This is a genomic window from Chryseobacterium glaciei, from assembly GCF_001648155.1.
GTDB lineage: Bacteria > Bacteroidota > Bacteroidia > Flavobacteriales > Weeksellaceae > Chryseobacterium > Chryseobacterium glaciei.
The window spans coordinates 4,393,408-4,415,315 of the sequence record NZ_CP015199.1 but is presented as its reverse complement, the minus strand read 5'-3'; the positions used below and the strand labels follow the sequence as shown (position 1 = coordinate 4,415,315).

General features: G+C 33.5%; 26 protein-coding genes. 21 read left to right on the top strand and 5 right to left on the bottom strand.

Features of this window, described 5'->3' with window-relative positions:
* Positions 1 to 33: 33 nt before the first annotated feature.
* The 6 genes from A0O34_RS19990 (at position 34) to A0O34_RS19965 (ending at position 4,325) form a co-directional block, all read left to right on the top strand.
* A complete protein-coding gene (locus tag A0O34_RS19990) occupies positions 34 to 837 on the top strand; it encodes a helix-turn-helix transcriptional regulator (RefSeq protein WP_066758660.1) in 804 nt (267 codons plus the stop codon).
* Between the two features lie 60 nt (positions 838 to 897).
* Positions 898 to 1,854, top strand: coding sequence for a nitrilase family protein (locus A0O34_RS19985; RefSeq protein WP_066758659.1), 957 nt, complete (start codon positions 898 to 900; stop codon positions 1,852 to 1,854).
* A gap of 78 nt (positions 1,855 to 1,932) precedes the next feature.
* Positions 1,933 to 2,541 carry a Crp/Fnr family transcriptional regulator gene (locus A0O34_RS19980; protein ID WP_066758658.1) on the top strand — a complete coding sequence of 203 codons (609 nt, stop codon included), beginning with the start codon at positions 1,933 to 1,935 and terminating at the stop codon, positions 2,539 to 2,541.
* An 89-nt stretch (positions 2,542 to 2,630) separates the two neighbouring features.
* Complete coding sequence (locus A0O34_RS19975; protein WP_066758657.1) at positions 2,631 to 3,275, top strand: NADPH-dependent F420 reductase; 645 nt, start codon at positions 2,631 to 2,633, stop codon at positions 3,273 to 3,275.
* A 1-nt stretch (position 3,276) separates the two neighbouring features.
* Positions 3,277 to 3,975 (top strand): hypothetical protein, encoded by a 699-nt coding sequence (locus A0O34_RS19970; protein WP_228394322.1) that lies wholly within the window; start codon positions 3,277 to 3,279, stop codon positions 3,973 to 3,975.
* Between the two features lie 5 nt (positions 3,976 to 3,980).
* Positions 3,981 to 4,325: a nuclear transport factor 2 family protein gene (locus A0O34_RS19965; RefSeq protein WP_066758653.1), complete on the top strand. Its 345-nt coding sequence runs from the start codon at positions 3,981 to 3,983 to the stop codon at positions 4,323 to 4,325.
* Between the two features lie 70 nt (positions 4,326 to 4,395).
* Here A0O34_RS19965 and A0O34_RS19960 read toward each other — a convergent pair whose 3' ends face one another.
* The 4 genes from A0O34_RS19960 to A0O34_RS19945 form a co-directional block, all read right to left on the bottom strand.
* Positions 4,396 to 4,749 (bottom strand): rhodanese-like domain-containing protein, encoded by a 354-nt coding sequence (locus tag A0O34_RS19960; protein WP_066758651.1) that lies wholly within the window; start codon positions 4,747 to 4,749, stop codon positions 4,396 to 4,398.
* Positions 4,746 to 5,048 (bottom strand): DUF3817 domain-containing protein, encoded by a 303-nt coding sequence (locus A0O34_RS19955; RefSeq protein WP_066758649.1) that lies wholly within the window; start codon positions 5,046 to 5,048, stop codon positions 4,746 to 4,748. Before A0O34_RS19955 ends, A0O34_RS19960 begins: the two co-directional genes overlap by 4 nt.
* A gap of 2 nt (positions 5,049 to 5,050) precedes the next feature.
* Positions 5,051 to 5,509, bottom strand: a complete 459-nt coding sequence (locus A0O34_RS19950) for a hypothetical protein (RefSeq protein WP_066758648.1) — start codon at positions 5,507 to 5,509, stop codon at positions 5,051 to 5,053.
* 69 nt (positions 5,510 to 5,578) lie between these two features.
* The gene (locus A0O34_RS19945; protein WP_066758642.1) at positions 5,579 to 6,169 is read right to left on the bottom strand and encodes a TetR/AcrR family transcriptional regulator; all 591 of its coding nucleotides are present in this window, start codon (positions 6,167 to 6,169) and stop codon (positions 5,579 to 5,581) included.
* Between the two features lie 170 nt (positions 6,170 to 6,339).
* Between A0O34_RS19945 and A0O34_RS19940 the strand changes: the two genes are divergently transcribed.
* The 8 genes from A0O34_RS19940 (at position 6,340) to A0O34_RS19900 (ending at position 15,296) form a co-directional block, all read left to right on the top strand.
* Positions 6,340 to 7,566: an MFS transporter gene (locus tag A0O34_RS19940; RefSeq protein ID WP_066758640.1), complete on the top strand. Its 1,227-nt coding sequence runs from the start codon at positions 6,340 to 6,342 to the stop codon at positions 7,564 to 7,566.
* 455 nt (positions 7,567 to 8,021) lie between these two features.
* Complete coding sequence (locus tag A0O34_RS19935; RefSeq protein WP_066758639.1) at positions 8,022 to 8,690, top strand: ABC transporter ATP-binding protein; 669 nt, start codon at positions 8,022 to 8,024, stop codon at positions 8,688 to 8,690.
* 11 nt (positions 8,691 to 8,701) lie between these two features.
* A complete protein-coding gene (locus A0O34_RS19930) occupies positions 8,702 to 9,283 on the top strand; it encodes a murein L,D-transpeptidase catalytic domain-containing protein (RefSeq protein ID WP_066758638.1) in 582 nt (193 codons plus the stop codon).
* A 38-nt stretch (positions 9,284 to 9,321) separates the two neighbouring features.
* A complete protein-coding gene (gene radC / locus A0O34_RS19925; protein ID WP_066758637.1) occupies positions 9,322 to 9,999 on the top strand; it encodes a RadC family protein in 678 nt (225 codons plus the stop codon).
* Positions 9,996 to 10,862 carry a hypothetical protein gene (locus A0O34_RS19920; protein ID WP_066758635.1) on the top strand — a complete coding sequence of 289 codons (867 nt, stop codon included), beginning with the start codon at positions 9,996 to 9,998 and terminating at the stop codon, positions 10,860 to 10,862. Before radC ends, A0O34_RS19920 begins: the two co-directional genes overlap by 4 nt.
* An 86-nt stretch (positions 10,863 to 10,948) precedes the next feature.
* Positions 10,949 to 11,461 (top strand): DUF7935 family protein, encoded by a 513-nt coding sequence (locus A0O34_RS19915; protein ID WP_066758633.1) that lies wholly within the window; start codon positions 10,949 to 10,951, stop codon positions 11,459 to 11,461.
* A gap of 19 nt (positions 11,462 to 11,480) precedes the next feature.
* Entirely contained in the window at positions 11,481 to 12,092 is a 612-nt protein-coding gene (locus tag A0O34_RS19910; RefSeq protein WP_066758631.1) for an inorganic pyrophosphatase, read from the top strand.
* A gap of 465 nt (positions 12,093 to 12,557) precedes the next feature.
* A complete protein-coding gene (locus A0O34_RS19900) occupies positions 12,558 to 15,296 on the top strand; it encodes a sodium-translocating pyrophosphatase (protein WP_066758627.1) in 2,739 nt (912 codons plus the stop codon).
* A 97-nt stretch (positions 15,297 to 15,393) separates the two neighbouring features.
* Here the strand turns inward: A0O34_RS19900 and A0O34_RS19895 are convergent, their stop codons facing one another.
* Positions 15,394 to 16,533, bottom strand: a complete 1,140-nt coding sequence (locus A0O34_RS19895) for an aminotransferase class I/II-fold pyridoxal phosphate-dependent enzyme (protein ID WP_066758622.1) — start codon at positions 16,531 to 16,533, stop codon at positions 15,394 to 15,396.
* Between the two features lie 88 nt (positions 16,534 to 16,621).
* Here A0O34_RS19895 and A0O34_RS19890 point away from each other — a divergent pair, with 88 nt between their 5' ends.
* From A0O34_RS19890 to A0O34_RS19860, 7 genes are all read left to right on the top strand, one after another.
* Positions 16,622 to 17,677, top strand: a complete 1,056-nt coding sequence (locus A0O34_RS19890) for a M28 family metallopeptidase (protein WP_066758621.1) — start codon at positions 16,622 to 16,624, stop codon at positions 17,675 to 17,677.
* Positions 17,678 to 17,753: 76 nt separating this feature from the next.
* Complete coding sequence (locus A0O34_RS19885; protein WP_066758620.1) at positions 17,754 to 18,197, top strand: GNAT family N-acetyltransferase; 444 nt, start codon at positions 17,754 to 17,756, stop codon at positions 18,195 to 18,197.
* The gene (locus tag A0O34_RS19880) at positions 18,194 to 18,562 is read left to right on the top strand and encodes a VOC family protein (RefSeq protein ID WP_066758619.1); all 369 of its coding nucleotides are present in this window, start codon (positions 18,194 to 18,196) and stop codon (positions 18,560 to 18,562) included. Before A0O34_RS19885 ends, A0O34_RS19880 begins: the two co-directional genes overlap by 4 nt.
* Before the next feature lie 84 nt (positions 18,563 to 18,646).
* Entirely contained in the window at positions 18,647 to 19,147 is a 501-nt protein-coding gene (locus A0O34_RS19875; RefSeq protein ID WP_066758618.1) for an endonuclease V, read from the top strand.
* Between the two features lie 75 nt (positions 19,148 to 19,222).
* On the top strand, positions 19,223 to 19,615 hold the full coding sequence (locus A0O34_RS19870) for a VOC family protein (RefSeq protein WP_066758617.1): 393 nt from the start codon (positions 19,223 to 19,225) through the stop codon (positions 19,613 to 19,615).
* Positions 19,616 to 19,623: 8 nt separating this feature from the next.
* Positions 19,624 to 20,511 (top strand): leucine-rich repeat domain-containing protein, encoded by an 888-nt coding sequence (locus A0O34_RS19865; protein WP_066758615.1) that lies wholly within the window; start codon positions 19,624 to 19,626, stop codon positions 20,509 to 20,511.
* Positions 20,512 to 20,513: 2 nt separating this feature from the next.
* Positions 20,514 to 21,446: a hypothetical protein gene (locus A0O34_RS19860; RefSeq protein WP_066758613.1), complete on the top strand. Its 933-nt coding sequence runs from the start codon at positions 20,514 to 20,516 to the stop codon at positions 21,444 to 21,446.
* The last annotated feature ends 462 nt before the right edge of the window (positions 21,447 to 21,908 follow it).

Below are 21,908 nucleotides of genomic sequence, written 5' to 3'. Positions count from 1 at the left end.
ATAGTTTAAAACTAATTTGCCTAATTTTGATCTATGCAGATTTCTCCACCGAAACATTTAGCATCCTACATCAAACATTATATTTTCATGGAAAATTCCGAGGAAAATATAATGAAATTAAGGCTGTTTACGGATGGTAATACGGGACTTATTCTGTCTGCTAATATCAATCTGAAGGATCTTTCCGGAGATCAGCTTCCGCTTTCATTTTTTTATGGACAATTAACTCAATACAAAGATTTGGTTACAAATGGTTCGTTTTCTTTAATGGCAGTGGTATTTCAACCTTATTTTTTGAATATTTTACTTAAAATTTCAGCAAAAGAGATTCAAAATCAAATTATTTCCGTGGAAGATGTTTTAAAAAATGAAATGCAGATTTTTCAGGAAAAGCTTTTTTATAAAACTGATCCTAAGTTAATTATCAATGATTTAAATATTTATTTCACAAAGTTTTTATCTAAAATAATCAATTCAGATTATGAACTTATACAGGCAACTCAACACTATATTATTCAGAATAAAGGAATTGTAACCTCAAAAAATCTGGAACATTTTACAGGGTATTCCGAGCGTCAGATCGAAAGAAAGTTTCAAAATTATATTGGATTATCTCCAAAGAAATACAGCAATATTGCACGTCTTCATTATTTCCTAAGCTTAATGAAAACAAATAATAATGAAGAAAATATTACAGGTCTTTCTTACAAAGCAGGCTATACTGACCAATCTCATCTTATCAAAGAATTTAAAAATAGTATAGGACTTACACCAAGTGAGTATTTAAAAACAGAAAATAAATTGGCGGTTAATTTTATAGAGCTTCATTCAAAATAATTGATGTCGGTTTTTTACAATTTTTAGAGGTTTAGACATCATAGATTTGTAGAAAAAAAGATGATTAATCTAAAAATTTCAACAGCACAATTTGAAAATAAAAGTGGTGATAAAGCCTACAATCTTTCCGTAATAGAAAAATTAGCTAAGGAAGCCGCTTCTAAAGGTTCTCATGTGATTGCTTTCCATGAATGCTCCATTACAGGTTATACATTTGCCAGAAAACTCAATAAAGAACAGCTTCTAGATGTTGCAGAACTTATTCCAGACGGAAAAAGTATTCAAAAACTAAAAGAAATCGCGGAGAATTATAACATCACAATTTTGGCAGGCCTTTTTGAAAAAGATGAACACGATAATCTATTTAAAGCATATGTTTGTGTAGATAAAACCGGATTAGTTGCGAAATACAGAAAATTACATCCTTTTATCAACCCTAATCTTACGCCAGGAAACGAATATTGTGTTTTTGAAATTCACGGCTGGAAATGCGGTATTCTGATTTGCTATGACAATAATATTATTGAAAATGTAAGAGCAACAAAATTGTTGGGTGCAGATGTTATTTTCATGCCTCATGTTACGATGTGTACACCTTCCACAAGGCCGGGCGCAGGTTTTGTAGATCCAAAACTTTGGGAAAATAGAGTAGCAGACCCAACCTCTTTACGTTTAGAATTCGACGGAATGAAAGGCAGAGACTGGTTGATGAAATGGCTTCCTTCGAGAGCTTATGACAATGCAGTGTATGTTGTATTTTCAAATCCTATCGGGATGGATGACGATCAACTAAAAAATGGTTGTTCTATGATTATTGATCCTTTTGGCGACATCATTGCAGAATGTCGCTCGTTTGATGATCGATTTGAAACCGCGGTTATTACTCCTGAAAAACTTACCCAGGCTGGCGGATATCGATATATTCAAGCCCGAAGACCTGAATTATATAAAGATATTATTGGTCAAGATCATCAATCTGAACAAAAAGTGGTCTGGATTGATACTAAAAATGATTAAAAACCTTTTACAAAAGCTATTCTAGATTTAGGATAGCTATTTGTTTTTTATCTTAAATTTGTCAAGTAAAATCTTATTATGAAAGAAAATCTTTTACAAGCTTCTGTAGAACCTTTGATTGATTATTTTAATCAACTTATTCCATTAAATTCGGAAGAAAAAAAGCTTGTAACAGAACTTTTCAAATCAAGATTGTATCGTAAAAGACAATATGTTTTGCAGGAAGGAGATATTTGTAACCAGTTCAATTTCATCGTTCGTGGATGTTTAAGAATGTATAAAATTGATGAAAAAGGAAATACCCATATCATACAATTTGCTCCCGAAAACTGGTGGATGATCGATATTGGAAGTTTCCATAAAAGGACTCCTTCAGAATTGAGCATAGACGCTATCGAAGACACTATGGTATTGCAAATCAGTCATGAAGATCTTATCAAATTATATATTTCAGCTCCAAAATTTGACCGTATTTTTAGAGTTTTAATAGAAAATAGTTTTGTTACCCTTCAAAATCGGTTGCTTCAAAATATCAGTTCTACGGCAGAAGAACGGTATCTTTCTTTTATGGAAACCTATTCTCATTTATCCAATCGCCTTCCACAAATACAGATTGCTTCTTTTTTAGGCATCACTCCAGAATTTCTGAGCAGACTGAGAAACAGACTCGTAAAGTCAAAGTCTTAATCTAGATCAATACTATTTCTTGATGCAGTTCATTGGAAAGAGACCTCTTTTCAACAGAAATTTGCAGTATAAATTAAAAAGAAATAGTTATGACAACAAATTCAAAAGTAGCCGTTATCGGTTTAGGAAACATCGGACAGGCAGTTGCCGGAAATTTTGCAAAATCAAATACCAGCTTTATCGCCGCTGATAGAAATGTCGAAAAAGCAAAAGAACTTGCTGTAAAATGGAATGCAAAACCCAATGATATCGCAACCGCTGTAAAAGATGCAGACATTGTAATTTTGGCAATTCCATTTGAAACAATTGGTGGATTTTTAAAGGACTATTCAACAGATTTAGAAGGAAAAATCATTGTAGATCCATCAAATCCTATTGCTCCAGATGAAAATGGAGGTTTCAAAAAAATTGTAGGAGAAAATGAATCTGCAGGAGAAATTAATTCTTCTTATTTACCCAAAAATGCAAAATTGGTTAAAGCATTCGGAACTTTAGGTGCTGCATCTTTAGCAGGATCTTCTTATCAAACTCCTGAAAAAGCCGTTTTATTTTACGCAAATAACGATGAAACTATTGATACTGAAATTGAAAAATTAATTCAAGATAATGGTTTTGATGCTTTAAAAATAGGAGGGCTGGATCAATCCATCAGAATTGAGGTTTTTGGAGATCTTCATGAGTTTGGCGCATTAGGAAAAACCGTAACAATTGAAGAAGCAAAGCAAAAAATTTAAAATGACTAGAATTTTAATAATAATGTTTTCTTTGATATCGTTTTTTACTATATCTGCGCAAACCATACAATTCGAAAATAAGCAATTTGAAATTTCTAATGTAAAATCTTCTATCGTAGATCTTAAAGGCGAAAAAGTTTTAAAAATTGAAAGAGATTTAACTAAAATACCTTTCGATGTAAATCATCTCGAAAATACTGTTGATGAATCCACTTTTGTTAAGCTTACCAATGAAAATATTGAAAATGGGATTATTGAAGTGAAGGTTTTAAGTCAAATTCAGAATCCATCACCATTTGAATTTGCACAAGGTTTTATAGGATTGGCTTTTAATATTAATGATGATAATTCGGCTTTCGAAGCTGTTTATTTAAGACCAAAAGCGGGTAGATCTGACCTTCAATTTCATAGAAATCACAGCGTACAGTATTATGCATATCCTGATTTTAAATTTGAAAAATTAAGAAAAGAAGAATTTAAAGGTCAGTACGAAACCTACGCTGATGTGGGATTGAACGAATGGATAACTTTTCGACTAGAATTAAAAAATGAGAAAATTTTTCTTTATATCAATAATCAAAAATTTCCATCCTTTATTGTAAATGAAAGAAAAGGAAAAATGAAATCAGGAAGCATTGGTTTATGGGTAGATATCGGAACGATCGGATATTTTAAGAATTTAAAAGTAACTAAATTTTAAGACGAATGGATGAAACAACGAAAAAAATATTAAATGATCATCTCACTGCTTTTGGTGAAAATGATCTCGATAAAATTATGCTTGATTATACAGAAGAATCAAAAGTTTTAACAAAAGATGGTGTTATCAGAGGACTTGAGGATATTAGAGCTTTTTTTTCGAAGCTTTTTGAAATCATTCCTACAGGTTCATTTTTTGAAATGCAACAGCTTTCTATTACACAAAATGTTGCCCATATTATCTGGAACAGCAAATCTTCAGTTGCAGAGATACCTTTTGGAACAGACACCTTTTTTATGGAAAATGGCAAAATAAAATTCCATACGGTTTCAACGTATATTACTAATTAAACAACTCAATGTTTAGTTTCTCTCATTAGTTTGTATCGAAAGAGTTTTTTACAGCTCTTTCGATATTTTTTTATTTAAGACTTTTCTGCAGATCACTCCAGGCACCGCCATTGCAAACCTTTTTAAAGCCTTTTTCCTTTAAAATATGTTCAACTTTTACACTTCGAAGTCCGTGTGAACAGACGGTGATATAAGTTTTATTTGAATCCAGTTCTATGTATCTTTCTCTGATCTCTCCTAAAGAAATATTCAAAGATCCATCGATATGTCCCATTGCATATTCTTTTTCGGTTCTTACATCTAAAATGACGGCTCCGTTTTTAATCAGCTTTTCTAAGCCATTTTCTAATGTTTGGTATCTGTAAATGCGATAAACAACATATACAGTAAGAACAATTCCGCAAAAAATTAATATACTTTTCATAGTTTGCTTAATATTTTATAATCAATATAAAAGGTTCCAAACGGAATAAAACACGCCAAAATTACTTTCCAGGTTGTTTCTTTAAACTTCCAATGTTGCTCTACACCAACACTCAGTGTATTGAAAAGAAAAAGCAGGAATAGAGTTCCATGGATAGGTCCCATCATTTTAACTAAAGCAGGATTTTCCATTCCGTATTTTAATGGAACTGCAATGAATACTAAGGTTAATAAAGAGATTCCTTCCAAAATAGCAAGAATTCTTAATCGTCCGATTTTTGTTTTAAATAAATTTATCATAATTATCTGAAATAAGGCCTGTTAGCAAATGGAGAAAATGGCCACGGAATGGCTATGAAAATAATGATCAAGGCAATCGTATACCAGATCAACATCGTTTTAAATTTTTCTTTGTCCGTTGTTTTTCTTTTCGTTACTGCCGATCCGATCGTAATTAAGACAATAGAAAATAGCATCAGGAAAATGTGAATCAATCCGAAAAATAAGAGATCAAAAGATTCTTTTGCAGTGCTGAAGTTGTTCCAAAAGTATTTAACGATCGGGCTTTGAGAATATAAAGTGATTCCCAAAATTAATTGAACATGAGCTATAGTTGCCGTCCAATGTCTTATAGAATCATCTATTTTTGAAAAATTTTTATTAGAAAAATATCCTTTGTAAGCGATAAATAAGGAGGAAATAAGGCTTAATAAAACCAGCCAACGAAATGTAGAATGCAAAAAAGTAAGCGTTTGGTACATCTTTTCATTTTTAAGATGTAGCAAAGGTAAAACAAAAACATACTAATTAGTATGTTTTTTAATAAAAAATTATCTTAACGAATCAAAATAAGACTTAAGTTGCTTTAAATAAACAAGATAAATTGATTTTGAATTTTCTAATTTCCCTAAATTTCTTATTCCCCAATATCCGGACATCACAAAAACAGCAACTCCTTTTGCATTGACACCCTGATTTACCTCTCCATTTTTTTTCCCTTTTTCAATAGCTTCAATCATTGCGTTTTCCCATTCTGATGAAAGTTTGTTCAGCGCTTTGGTAAATCCAATATTCCACGGAGCCATTTCCTGTGTAAAATTGGAAGTGGGGCAGCCATATTCAACTTTTAAAAATTCATTTTCCATCAAAATATTTTCCATTAGATTATAAATTGTGTCTAACGGATTTGCCGAAACCTGAAAAGGATCAATAAAAGTATCCTGAAAAGAAGATCTCATCAGTTCATTAATGATTGCCAATCCCATCTCATCTTTAGTTTTAAAATGATAATAGAAAGCGCCTTTTGTAACCTGAGTGGTCGCAATAATTTCATCTACGCTCGTAGTTTGATAGCCTTTTTCATAGATCAATTCAAATGCTTTTCGTAGAATATTTAAACGGGTTGCTTCCGACTTTTTCATAAGATACTGATTGGTATTTTATACAAAGGAACAACTTTTTTTGGTGATTTCAAATGTAATTTAAAATCCAAACTATTATTTTAATGATAATTAACTACTATTTATCTAATTTTTATAATACAATAAATCATCGGAAATTTGTACTGTCAAAATCATTAAAATCATTCACAATGAACTATCAAAATGAGATCAATATCAATCCTGATCCTCAAATCATAAAAAAGAAAAAACTGCCTGCAGCACTTTGGGCATTAACGATAAGTGCTTTCGGAATCGGAACGACAGAGTTTGTCATTGTAGGACTGCTTCCAACCGTTGCCAGTGACCTGAATATTTCCATTCCATCAGCAGGACTCTTGGTAAGTTTATACGCTATCGGAGTTGCCATTGGAGCTCCCATTTTAACAGCTTTAACAGGAAAAGTACCAAGAAAAGCATTATTAATATCCATCATGCTGCTTTTTGTCATCGGAAATGGGTTAGCTTCAATTGCTCCCGGATTTATTACTTTAGTATTGGCGAGAATCTTAACAGGATTTGCTCACGGGGTTTATTTTTCCATCGGATCTACGATTGCCGCCTCTTTGGTTCCTGAGGAAAAAAGAGCAACAGCAATATCCATCATGTTTGCAGGATTAACGTTGGCGATTGTAACCGGTGTTCCGCTGGGAACTTTTATTGGGCAACATTTTGGATGGAGAGCCACTTTTATCGGAGTCGCAATTTTAGGAATTATAGGATTAATAGCAAGTACACTTTTGATTCCGAAAAACTTACAAAAAGGAAAAACAGCATCTTTAAAACAACAATTAAAAGTTTTAACCAACAGACGTTTAATTTTTGCCTTCTTAATGACTGCAATGGGATATGGCGGAACTTTTGTTGTGTTTACGTATTTATCGCCTATTTTACAGGAGATTACAGGATTTAAAGAATCAGTCGTAACGATTATTTTATTGATTTACGGAATTGCGATTGCATTAGGAAATTTAATCGGCGGGAAAGTAGCCAACAAAAATCCGTTGAAAGTATTACTTTGGATGTTTGCTACGCAAGGCTTGGTTTTATTGGCATTTTATTTCACGGTAAACAGTCCGATTTTGAGTATCATTACGCTTTTCTTTTTAGGGGCATTATCATTTGCTACCGTTCCCGGATTGCAACTTTTGGTCGTTCAGATTGCCGAAAAAGAATTGCCCGGAACGGAAGATGTTGCTTCAGGAATCAACATCGCTGCTTTTAATATTGGGATCGCGATTGGTTCATATTCAGGAGGTTTGATTGTAACTTCAGCATTAGGAATAGAAAGTACGCCGTGGATCGGAGCTTTATTTCTTCTCGTAACTGTTTTAATTACAATGTATAGCATCCGTATTTCTAAAAATAAATTGAAGTAAATAATTCATTGTCTTGTCGTAAAATAGGATACATAATTAAACGAATAAAACAGTATAGATTTCTTATCAGATATATAAGTTTTTTTTGCACCACTATTGCAGTTTGAAATACAAAAATGTCTCTCATTTTTGGGAGACGTTTTTTGTTTATTAAATTTTCAACTCTGTTTGTCATTCCAGGGGTCTAAGCACGAATCGTTCCATATTATTTTCTAATAATATACTAGCCCTCCGGATGACAAACTATATGATAATGAATTTCTAAACATTCACCTTTACTGAGTGTTAAAGCCTTTGCGAACTAAAAAAATATGCAAAATGAATTTCAAAAATCCTTGGAAACCTTGCGTTTAAAATTTAAGTTTAAAAAAAAATTGACAAACGAAGTGCATTGACCATTTACAATTCACCTTAAATTTCTCTCATATTTCAAATCAAATCACTATTTTTGACTCATGATTAAAGCAAAAAATATCCATAAATCTTATGGGAATTTAGAAGTATTAAAAGGGGTTGATATTCATATCAAAACTGGAGAGGTTGTTTCTATTGTTGGAGAATCAGGTGCAGGAAAATCTACTTTACTGCAGATCTTGGGAACATTGGATTCGCCTTCGAACTCTAATAAATATGATACAGAGATCTCAATGGCAGGGGAGTCATTTATTAATATGAATGACAAACAGCTTTCTAAATTCAGAAACCAGAATATTGGTTTTGTATTTCAGTTTCATCAGTTGTTGCCGGAATTTACAGCATTGGAAAACGTACTGTTGCCTACGAAAATCGCCGGAGCCAACGAAAAAGAATCATTGGAAAAGGCCTATGCTTTGTTTGAAGATCTAAAAATCGAACAAAGATTACAGCATAAACCCAACCAATTATCGGGTGGAGAAGCGCAAAGGGTTGCGGTCGCCAGAGCGTTAATTAACTCTCCTAAAATCATCTTTGCAGATGAACCAACAGGTAACTTAGATTCAAAAAATGCAGATGATTTACACAGATTATTTTTTGATTTAAGAGATAAATACAATCAAACATTTGTGATTGTAACCCATAACCCGAATCTTGCGGAAATTACCGACAGAAAATTAGTCATGAAAGACGGAATGATCATCGAGTAAATTCCTGTCAAATGATGAAAAACTTTATTTTTTTATTCCTTTTTATTATTTCCTGTTCAAAATTTGAATCTCAGGCTAATAATGTTGTTGATTATCTTCCAAAATCAAAAATTTCGGAGATTAAAAACTATATTAAGGGGAAAAATTATAATCAGGATTTGGCAGTTTTCATCAATTTTAAAATTCATTCCGGAAAATATAGATATTTCGTTTATGATCTGAAAAATGATAAAATGTTACAGAAAGCGATTGTTGCTCATGGTGAAGGCTCTGTAGTTTCTAGCTCAAATAATTTACAATTCAGTAATGTTGATGGTTCTCACCAATCATCTTTAGGGAAATACGAAATTCGCGAAAGCTATAACGGGAAATTCGGAAAAGCGTACCGTTTAGACGGGCTTGATGAAACAAACAGCAACGCAAGACCAAGAGCAATCGTTCTCCATTCCTATTATTGTGTTCCGGATAAAGAATCGATAAATCCAGCTTGTTTAAGTTTTGGCTGTCTAATGCTTTCAAAAGATGCATTCAACGAAACGGCAAAATACATCGATCAATCAAAACAACCCATTATTTTATACGCATTCTATTAAACTAATCCCTAAACCCTAATTCCTGCCACCTAAAAAATATGTCCATAAAATTCCTTGCAGAAGACGACAGACCCAGAGAAAAGTTTTTGCTGAAAGGCAAGGGCTCACTTTCTGATTCTGAACTCCTTGCGATCATTATGGGAAGCGGAAGTAGGGATGAAACTGCCGTAGAATTGGCAAGAAAGATTCTAGCTTCTGTCAATAATAACTGGCATCAGTTGAGTTTATTGTCGGTGAAAGATTTAACGAAATTCAAAGGAGTAGGCGAGGTGAAAGCTATTTCTATTGCAACAGCTTTGGAAATCGGGAGAAGAAGATCGAGTCAGGAAATTCCTGAAAAACCAATGATTTCCAACAGTAACGGAGCTTATCAGATTTTTAAAAATCATTTGGCAGATTTACGGACAGAAGAATTTTGGGCAATTTTTCTGAATCAAAGTAATAGAGTTATTCATATTTCACAATTAACGCAGGGTGGAATCAGTCAGTCGATTGTAGATATTAGGATTTTATTTAAAACTGCTCTGGATCACTTTGCGACCGGAGTTATTGTCGCTCACAATCATCCATCAGGAAATTTGAAGCCCAGCAAAGAAGATATTAATATCACTCAAAAAATAAAAGAAGCGGGAAATACCTTAACTATTCAGCTTTTAGACCATTTGATTATTACACAGAATTCATATTTTAGTTTCTCAGACGAAGGATTATTATGATTAGAAGATTGAAATACAACGAAATTGATTTCAAAAAATATACTGAATGTTTAGAAAATTCTGAACAGAGAAATTGGTACGCCAATAAAAACATTTTGGACGAACTTTCCGGAAATTGGCAGCTTTTGGTGTATGGCGATTATGAAGCGGTAATGCCTGTTCCATTGAAAAAAAAACTTGGTTTTAATTTTGTGCTGATGCCACTTTTCTGCCAGCAATTAGGCGTTTTTTCGAAAAAAGATGATCGTAAAATTAATACTAAATTTTTAAATTTTTTAAAGAAAAGCTCAAAAGTATTTTTGTATTCTTTTAATCAAAATAATGATTTTGAAGAAATTTTAAAAAAGAAAAAAAACTACATAATTCCAATTTCTGACTACGTAATTTTAAGGCGGAAAAAGTATTTTAAAGGAAGAAAGTCTACCGCAAAATGGGCGCAACACCTCTTTTATAAAGAAATTGATTTAAATGCCGATTCTATCAATTTCATTGAAAATAATTATAAAGGAATTCCCAAAAGATCCGATTACGAAAAGTTTTTAAGATATTTAGTATTTCTAAATAAAAACGGCTTCCTTAAGCTTTGCGGAGCCTATTTGGATGAAAAGCTGATCAATTTAGCTATTGTAATTTCAGAAGGAAAACAACTTTCTTTATTGGCATTAATTAATGATGAATCTTTTAAAAACGAGAACGGCCCCTCTTTTTTAATAGATAAAATTCTGGAAAATTATATTCACGAAAAAAGTTTTAATTTCATGGGGAGCAATATTCGTGGGATAGAAGTTTTCTTTAAAAGTTTTGGTGCAGAACTCCAGGAATACGGTTATTTGGAAAGTAAGATTTTAAAGCGAATCTCATAAATCGATTAATCTTATTTTATTGTTGATAATGACATGTTTTTCAGTCATAAATTCAGAAAATATTAGTAATTTTGCTTCCTCAAATTATGACAAGTTTTTCAGGATACCTACCATATGCATTTGCATTGATCATCGCAATCCCTTTTTTGGTTTTGCTGAGGCAGTTTGTACACAATTATATCAATCTTAAAAATCAGGAAATAAAGCTTCTTACCGTAAAATCGAATTCCGAAAATAAGACCCAGTCTTATGAAAGAATGACACTTTTTCTGGAAAGAATGAAGCCTTCCAACCTTATTCAGAGATTTGATAAAGATCTTGCGGCTCACGAATTCATTTTTCTTACGGAAAAAACGATCAATGAGGAGTTTGAGTATAATTCTTCACAACAATTATACATTACAAAAAATTCGTGGAAAAATATTGTTGATTCCAAGAATGCAGTGCTGGATCTGCTTCACAAAACCTATGAAGGATTAAGCGGAAATGCCAATCTTGATGAGTTTAAAACCATTTTCATCATGAATTATATGGAAAATGAAGACTATATTTCGGCAACAATAGAAGACTTGAGAAGAGAAATTTTAATAATAGCTTAACTAAAAATAAAAATAAATAATGATTCCAAATTTTAAAGCACATCCATGGCATGGAGTTTCTGCAGGAGAAGATGCGCCAAATGTTGTTAATGTATTCGTGGAAATCGTTCCTTCAGATACTATTAAATATGAAGTAGATAAAGAAACAGGATATTTAAAGGTAGACAGACCTCAGAAATTCTCAAATATCATCCCGGCATTGTACGGATTTGTTCCAAGGACATATTGCGATAATGAAGTAATGAAATTAGCAGTTGAAAGAGGGGCTACAGACGTATCGATGGGAGATCATGATCCATTGGATATCTGTGTTTTGAGTTCTCACAATATTCACGGAGGTGGGTTGTTCATGGAAGCTATTCCAATCGGAGGTTTCAAAATGATCGACGGAGGTGAGGCAGATGATAAAATTGTTGCAGTAATGATCGGTGACCATGCTTTCGGACATTTCAGAGATATTGCTGAATTACCTGAAGCTGAAGTGAAACGATTAATGCACTATTTCTTAACGTACAAAAACTTACCGGATGAGCCTGCAAAATGTAGAATTCAAGAGGTTTATGGAGCTGAACACGCTAAGAAAGTTATCATTGCATCTCAGAAAGATTACGCAGATAAATTCGGAGGATAAAATTCTCTTAATTAAATAATATCAAAGGATAAATGAATTTTCGTTTATCCTTTTTTTATTGAAATTTAGTTCAGAAACGATACAATCAATAATACATTTTTGGGCAGCTGTTTCCGCCTTCCGTTCCCGCAATTTTATAGTTTTGCCAATGCTTTTCCCTTTCCAAAAACTACAAAATGTGCTCCACTCAAGTCGGGCTGTGCCTTTCAACATGTTTAAAAAATCATCCCTTCCTGACTCTAAAAAAAGATTTGTATTATTAATTATTAAAAGCGTAAATATCATAAGTCCCTTTCAATAATATCCACAAAAATCTGTGTGAAATCTGTGGTAAAAAAACAAAAAAAATATCGCCATAGCTTAAGCGTTTAAACATTTATTTTTAAATAGTTACAATTGTTTTTGTCAATTTCGTGAGAATTATTTGTTATATTTAATTTTCTATTACCAAAAAAATATTAAACTATGGATCTATTTGTGTTAGTACCAATTTTTGGTGTGATTGCTTTGCTCTATACTTTTTTCCAAAGTAACTGGGTAAGTAAGCAAAATGCCGGAAATGAAAAGATGAAAATTATCAGCGGACATATCGCTGACGGTGCTATGGCTTTTCTAAAGGCCGAGTACAAAGTTTTAAGCTATTTCGTAGTTATTGTAGCCATTTTATTAGCCGTGATGGGTATGACCAGTGCCAATTCGCATTGGAGCATCGGGATTGCTTTTATTTTTGGCGCCATATTTTCTGCATTGGCAGGTTTCATCGGAATGAAGATCGCTACGAAAGCCAATGTAAGAACCGCAGAAGCCGCAAGAACATCTCTTTCAAAAGCGCTTAAAGTTTCATTTGCAGGAGGTTCTGTAATGGGAATGGGAGTTGCCGGACTGGCCGTATTAGGATTAGGATCTTTGTATTTAATTATAAAACAAATTTTTGCCCCGAATGCCCCCGTTGATTCATATGAAATGGAAAGAACGATAGAAATTCTTACCGGATTTTCTCTTGGAGCAGAATCTATTGCCCTTTTTGCAAGAGTTGGCGGTGGTATTTACACGAAAGCGGCCGATGTTGGAGCCGATTTAGTTGGAAAAGTTGAAGCAGGAATTCCGGAAGACGATCCTAGAAATCCGGCTACGATAGCAGATAACGTAGGAGATAATGTTGGGGATGTAGCAGGGATGGGAGCCGATTTATTCGGATCTTATGTGGCAACAGTTTTAGCGACAATGGTTTTGGGAAGAGAGACGATCTCTGATGATTCATTCGGAGGCTTTGCACCGATTCTTTTGCCGATGCTGATTGCCGGAACAGGAATTATATTTTCAATGATAGGAACTTTATTTGTCAGAATTAATGATAATGAAGGTTCATCAACTTCAAGTGTTCAGAATGCTTTAAATCTAGGAAACTGGGGAAGTATCGTTATTACGGCAGTCGCTTCCTATTTTCTGGTAACTTATATTCTTCCTGACAAAATGATTTTAAGAGGTCATGAATTCACTAAAATGGGTGTTTTCGGGGCAATCATGGTCGGGTTGGTTGTGGGAACTTTAATGAGTATCATCACAGAATATTATACGGCAATGGGCAAAAGACCTGTTTTAAGTATCGTAAGACAATCTTCCACTGGGCACGCAACAAACATCATTGGCGGATTAGCCGTTGGGATGGAATCAACTTTACTTCCGATCATTGTTTTGGCGGGAGGAATTTACGGTTCTTACTTATGCGCCGGATTGTACGGTGTTGCCATTGCTGCCGCAGGAATGATGGCTACAACAGCAATGCAGCTGGCAATTGATGCTTTCGGACCCATAGCAGATAACGCGGGAGGAATTGCCGAAATGAGCGAATTACCCAAAGAAGTTCGTGAAAAAACAGATATTTTAGATGCGGTAGGCAATACCACGGCAGCAACAGGGAAAGGTTTTGCCATTGCTTCTGCTGCTTTGACGGCTTTAGCTCTATTTGCCGCTTTCGTAGGAATTGCAGGAATCGATGGTATTGATATTTACAGAGCTGATGTTCTAGCAGGATTGTTTGTTGGCGGAATGATTCCGTTTATCTTTTCATCATTGGCAATTACAGCGGTTGGACAAGCCGCAATGGCAATGGTAGAGGAAGTAAGAAGACAGTTCCGTGAAATTCCAGGGATTTTAGAAGGAAAAGCAGAACCCGAGTATGAAAAATGTGTCGCTATTTCTACAGACGCATCGATCAGAAAAATGATGTTGCCGGGAGCAATTGCCATTATTTCTCCTCTTTTAATGGGATTTATTTTCGGTCCTGAAGTTCTAGGTGGATTTTTAGCCGGAGCAACAGTGTGTGGTGTTTTGATGGGAATGTTCCAGAATAATGCCGGCGGTGCGTGGGATAATGCTAAAAAATCATTTGAAAAAGGAGCGAATATCAATGGACAGACCTATTACAAAGGCTCAGAGCCGCATAAAGCTTCAGTAACGGGTGATACGGTCGGAGATCCGTTTAAAGATACTTCTGGGCCATCCATGAATATTTTAATTAAATTAATGTCAATTGTGTCATTAGTGATCGCGCCGACTTTAGCAGTTTTACATAAAGATAAAATTGAAACGAACAGAAAAGCTAAAATTGAAAGCTTACTGGCAATGGAAGGTGCTCATTCGGTTTCTTCTATAAATACAGGAAATACGGCGGTAACCTTAGCTCCAAAAGAAGTTAAAGGTCATTTAAATGAAGACGGAGATTTTGTATATGAAACCGGAACTATCGAAGAGATAAAACTGAAAGGTGGAAAAGCAATCAAGATTGGTGAAGGAAGCCAATTATATCAAATGTACAATGCTGTAAAACTGAAAAATCAAACAGTTTTAGATCCAAACAATTGGTATACGATCGAAAATCTGTATTTCCAAAGTGGTTCGAGTGATTTAAAACCTGGTTCGGACGCTCAGTTGACTAATTTAGCAGAAATTTTAAATGCCTATCCTGATCTGAAAGTAAAATTAGGAGGTTATACCGATAATACAGGAAACCCTGAAAGCAATCAGAAATTATCAAATTTAAGAGCTCAAACAGCAAAATTAAAATTATTGGAGCTCGGAATTTCATCGGACAGAATAGAAGCTGAGGGTTATGGCGCACAATATCCAGTTTGTGAAGGCAATGATACCGATGAATGTAAAGCAAAAAACAGAAGAATCGATGTAAGAGTCCTTTCTCTGTAAATAAGTTTTAAATATATAATCAAAGCACTGCATCATGCGGTGCTTTTTTATATGCAATCATCTGTAAAAATCTGCGAGATCTGTGGGAGAAAAAAAACTATAAACTCTTTCTCAAATGCTCGAAAGCCTGAATAATCACTTCATCTTTTTTAGCAAAACTAAATCTCACATAATCAGAATTTTGTCTTGAGTTATAAAATGCAGAAAGCGGAAGACAAGCCACTTTTTTTTCAATAGTCAGCCATTTTGAAAATTCAACATCGCTCATTGTTTTAGAAACATTCCTGAAATTAACTATCTGAAAAACACTTCCTTCTGCCTTTTGTTCAACCTCAAACGGAGTATCTTTAATCAATTCATTAAAAATATCTCTTTTATTCTGCATCAATTTTTGTGTTTCTGAAGGATCAAAAACCTCTAAATATTTTGCCAGAGCATATTGAGCCGGAGCATTCGCACTGTAAGAAATATATTGTTGATGGCATCTGAATTTTGCAGTTAATTCTTCAGGTGTCAACAAATAACTGACTTTCCAGCCGGTGCAATGAAACATTTTGCCTAAAGAAAAAATACAGAAAGTTCTTTTCTTTAATTCGGGATGAAGAAAGGAACTGTAATGCTCAATTCCATCATAACAGTAAATATCATAGATTTCTTCTGAAATTAAATAAATTTCCTGATCTTTTATTAATTCGTAAAATTGATTCCAATCAGATTTTGACCATATTTTTCCGGTTGGATTTTGTGGAGAATTAATAATAATTGCTTTTGTTTTTTGAGAAATACAATTTTGAAGTTTTTCCCAGTTTATGGTGAAATCATTATCAAGATCATAATAGACAGGAATTCCGCCATTTAATACAATTGAAGGCCCGTAAGTATAATAACAAGGTTGAATGACAATAACTTCATCTCCTTGATTTAAAACAGATTTAAGAGAGGTATGTAAAGCAAAAGTTGCACACGGAACGATAGTAACCTCATTATTTTTAAGCTGAATGCTATTTTTTCGGTTTAAATTAAATTGAATAATATTTTCAATTAACAGAGGGTTTCCCGCAAGTGGCTCATAATTATGATGGTTATAGTCTGCAGATTCTTTTAAATATTGTTTTAAACGGTCGTCAATATCAAAATCGGGCAGACCTAAAGACAAATCAAAACTATTATGTTTTGAAGCGAGTTCGGCCATATCGGTGAAAAATGAGTAATGAGTAAATCCGTAAATTTTTTCCATCTATTTTGCATTTAAATCAAATATAAGAAAAATTGTAATTCGTCAAAGATTAAATAAATTTTGTTATTTTTAAGCAAATTATTCTAGAATGAAAAAACTTCTTATTCCAATATTTTCTGTTGCTGTACTGGTAAGTTGTGGAACTTCAAAAGTTTCAAATAATATTTCAAAACCTACTGCACCGGTTGCTACTGTTGCGAAAGGAGATAAAGCTTTTCTTGTTGCTTACAAGACGATTACGGCTGATGATCTAAAGAAGAACTTATATGTAATTGCTTCTGATGAAATGGGCGGCAGAGATACCGGAAGTCCCGGACAGAAAAAAGCTGGGGAGTATATGATCAACTATTATAAAACTTTAGGAATTTCTTCTCCAAAAGCTTTAGGCTCTTATTATCAGAAGGTTCCGGCTGATTTTATGAAGAAGAGAGGTGGTGGAAATCTCCCTGATTCTGAAAATATTCTGGCTTTTATCGAAGGAAGTGAAAAACCTAACGAAATTGTTGTTGTTTCCGCACATTATGACCACGTCGGGACAAAAAATGGAGTAGTTTATAACGGAGCTGATGACGACGGAAGCGGAACAGTTGGCGTAATGGAGATCGCCAAAGCTTTTCAGAGCGCTAAAAAGGCAGGAAATGGGCCGAAACGATCAATCCTATTCCTTCATGTAACGGGAGAGGAGCATGGCCTGTTTGGTTCTGAATATTATACTGATAATCCTGTTTTTCCTTTAGCGAATACGGTGGTTGATTTAAATATCGATATGATCGGTCGAGATGATCCTGAGAACAGAGGGAAACAGTACGTGTATGTAATTGGTTCTGAAATGTTAAGCTCTGAATTAAAAGTAATTAATGAAGCCGCAAATAAGCGCACAAATAATCTGGAACTGAACTACAGATATGATGATCCAAACGATTCTGAAAGACTGTATTACAGATCAGACCATTATAATTTTGCTAAAAATAATATTCCTGTAGCATTTTTCTTTGACGGAATTCACGAAGATTATCATAAACCTACGGATAAGCCAGATAAAATTGACTATTCTTTATTGGAGAAAAGGACTCAATTGGTATTTGCAACAGCTTGGGAAATTGCTAATCGAACAGAGAGAATTGTAGTTGATAAAAAACAATAAATTACATTAAAAATAATAGATAAGCCTATATTAGATAAAACTTTATAGGCTTTTATTAAAGCTTTAATTAAAGAGTATGATTATTCGTGAAGCCAGAATTGAAGACATCCCACAGATCCAAATTGTAAGAAATTCTGTGAAGGAAAACATGTTGTCTGATCCTAATCTTGTGACAAATAAAGACTGTGAAGAATTTTTATTTGAAAGAGGAAAAGGTTGGGTTGGTGAAGTTGAAAATCAGATTGTTGGATTTTCCATTGTTGATCTGAAAGAAAATAACATCTGGGCTTTGTTTCTGCATCCTGATTTTGAAAATCAAGGAATTGGTAGAAAACTTCATGATATTATGCTGGACTGGTATTTTGAGCAGACAAAAGATAACATTTGGCTTGGAACTTCGCCCAATACAAGAGCAGAAACTTTTTACAGAAAATCAGGATGGAACGAGATCGGAACGCACGGAAAAGGAGAAATTAAGTTTGAAATGACCTACAACAATTGGAAAAACAGAAGATCATGAAACAGAATGTAAAATCCATCAGACCATTTATTGGTTCTAAAAACTTTCAGATAAGCAGAGACTTTTATAAAGATTTAGGCTTTGAAGAAATCATTTTAGAGCATAATCTTTCTTTGTTTAAAAAACAGGAAATCGGATTCTATCTGCAAAATGCCTACATAAAAGAATGGATCGAAAACACAATGCTTTTTATTGAAGTTGAGAACGTTGATGAATTTTGGACTGAACTTTTATCTTTAAATCTTCCAGAAAAATACGATGGAGTAAAATTAATACCCATCAGAACAATGGATTGGGGGAAAGAATGTTTCGTACACGATCTGTCAGGAATTTTATGGCATTTTGGAGAGTTTTTTAATAAATAAATTTGAAATTTATACTGTAAAAATTCACTTGCGAAGCAATATTGACCATTCACCATTCACAATTAAAACTCACTACCTAGCTAAATGATTTACGCTTTCGACACTTATTATTACGATGATTACGCCAATACGATCTGTATTGCTTTTGAAGACTGGGCTTCCGAAAAAGAGACTGAAATTTTCAGTGAAAAAACAGAGATCAATTCCGATTATGAAAGTGGAGCGTTCTACAAAAGAGAGCTACCGTGTATTGTAAGCTTATTGCAAAAAATCAATCTTAAAGAAGGAGATATAATCATTGTTGATGGGTATGTAACCTTGGATAATGAAGGAAAAATAGGTCTGGGAGGTTATCTCTATGATGCTTTAGACCAAAAATATCCAATCATTGGGATTGCAAAAAATGAATTCATAACACCTGATTCTCAAAGAAGAAATATTTACAGAGGAGAAAGCAAAACTCCCTTATTTCTTACAGCAAAAGGAGTAAATGTAGATGAAATAAAAATTAATGTTGAAAAAATGCATGGCTCATACAGATTTCCTACGTTATTGAAAAAACTTGATCAATTAACAAGAGTATAAATTATTTAAGTAAAATCATACTCAAGATAGAGAAGTCAACATCCCGTTCAATTATAAATTTACTAAAAATAAAACATGATCAAATTAAAATACATCATCCTCTATGTAGAAGACGTACAAAAATCCATGAACTTTTACAAAAACACCTTTAATTTTGAAATTAAATTTATAACTCCGGAAAATGATTATGGAGAATTAATTTCAGGCGAAACAACACTTTCTTTTGCTTCATTACAACTTGCCGGTTCAAATATTAAAAGGGGATTTTTAAAATCTAAAGCAGATGACAAACCTTTCGGAATAGAGTTGGGTTTTGTAACAGATGATGTAGAATCTTTGGTTGAAAAATCAATAGCTAATGGAGCTTCTCTATATGAAGAAATTACCGTAAAGCCTTGGGGACAAACAACTGCTTACATAAAAGATATTGATAATTATTTAGTTGAGATCTGTACCGAAATTCAATAAACAAAAATATGAGACACCATTTTGCAGATTTATTAGACCGAGAAGACGAATATTGGACGATTGTTCCGAATAATGAAAGAAATGCCTATTCTATAGAAAAAGAAATTAAAGATAAAGGAAGTGTCAGAATATTGACCATCAGTAAAAATCATGAAAACTGGCGACAGATTTTTGATTTTCCAAACCTTGAAGAGCTTACACTCCACGATCCAAGCAAAGAACAGGTAGAAGCTATAAAAGATCTCACACTGCTTAAAAGGTTAAGGCTTTCTTTTTTCAGGGCGAAGGACATAGAATTTATCGAAAATTTAAAAAACCTGGAAGAGGTTGTATTTGAATATGTTTCGGGGTTCTCTAATCTTTCACCACTTCAGAAATTAACAAAACTGCGATCTGTCCATTTTGAAAATCTGCGCAGGGTTTCAAATTTCGACGGATTGAAGGGAATTGACAGTTTAAAATATCTGCATATCGATGGCACACTCGACTGGAACCAGCCAATTGACAATTTTTCTTTTTTGGAAGGTTTACCCAATCTGGAAGTTCTGAGCCTTGGATTTGTAATTAATAAAACAGAATTTCCTGCTTTTTTACCCGTTCTGACATTAAAGAAACTGAAGCGTTTAATTATGGGGATGGCAACATTCAGCGCCAAAGAATATGCATTTTTAAATAAGGCATTACCGAATGTAATCAAAGGCTATACAGAGGATGACACTTCATGGTCTGCTTACTACCAAAAGAATAATAATGGAGATATCTATTTTCTGGGCAAAGGATCACGAACAGTAAAACCAAATGCTTCTAATGCTACAGAGAAAAAAGAAGCTGCCGTAAAACAATTTGAGATCTACGAAAGAGAAGCCGAAGAAACTCTTAAATCTTATCTGCCTTAAATATGAATATCAAAGAACATTGGAGAATAACGCTTAAAAATGCAATTTTCGGTGGCATAAAACCACAGGTTGATCCTGTTGATGATACTCATTTTTATATCAGCGATGGATGGGGATCATCATTTCCTTCCATGAAACTGAGAAAGCTTGTCCTTGAAGCAGGCGATGAAGTGAATAGTATTTCCATTAAAAATTCTGTACGCTGTTTATATTGGAACGAAAATAAAAAAGTTCTCTTTGCTGTTTCTGACAATAAAATATTTCAAATTGACAGAGCTAGCTTTACTATTGAAAAGAAGCTGACTAAAGGAGTTCCCAAATACAGTGACTATATAAGTTCGGATGATAAAAATGCTTTACTGTTAATGAATTTCAGTTCAAATTTTTTGAATATTTATAACACCGATACAGAAACCTCAATAAAAAAGAAAATGAAATCCTGCAGAGGAATCAGTAAAGTAAATGACAATAGTTTTCTTATTTTTTGTGGACATTATGGTTCTGTGATGAGATATGATTTATTGAAAAACGAAACGGATCAGGTTTTAAAAACAGAGATCTACAAAAATGTCATTCATCGTAAATCGGGAAGACTATATCTTCAATGCGGAATTTTAGAGCCTGCCACAGAAACAAAACATGAAAGAATAGAACCTATTCCAAAACTTATCATCTATCAGTCGTTGGATCATAAAACTCCATTTACAATAAACTTAGATTTTCATTTTAGTGATTTTTTAGTCTCTGAAGATGAAAAATTGATTTATTTCTACGAAGATAATAGAGTATGGGTATATTCTTTACAGGATAAAATGATCAAAAATCATTTCGAATTTGAAGAAAATATAAGAATTGTTCAGATTTTCGATAAACAGAAGAAAATAATAGGTTATCCTTATGATAATGAAAAGATGTTGATATGCTGGAAGTTCTGATCAAATAAGCATGTAAATAATTTGTTTTTTTAAGTAAATCACAATAAACGGATAAATATCATCACCTTTCTTATTTTTATTCAGTCTAAATAGATAAAAACTTATCTCAATAAAAATAAGTATTAATGAAGAAGACTTTTATCCTTTCTGCTGTTGCGTTTTGCACTCTTGTTGAAGCACAGTATTGCTCGCCAACTTTTTAATATGGTGCAGACAGCAATATGATCACCAATGTTACTTTTGGTAGCATCAAACAATACCTCGTCATTTCAATCTGGATCTACTAACTTAAGAGCTGGACAGACAGAAGATTACACCATCAATGCCGAGGCAAGCCTCGGGGAATTCTTTAGATTAAATATATTCAACATAAAAGAATCCGCTCTTTAGAAGCGGATTCAGTAGATAAATACATCTCATTTTTTTAATTAGACAACAATAAAAAAGCACAGCCGACAATGC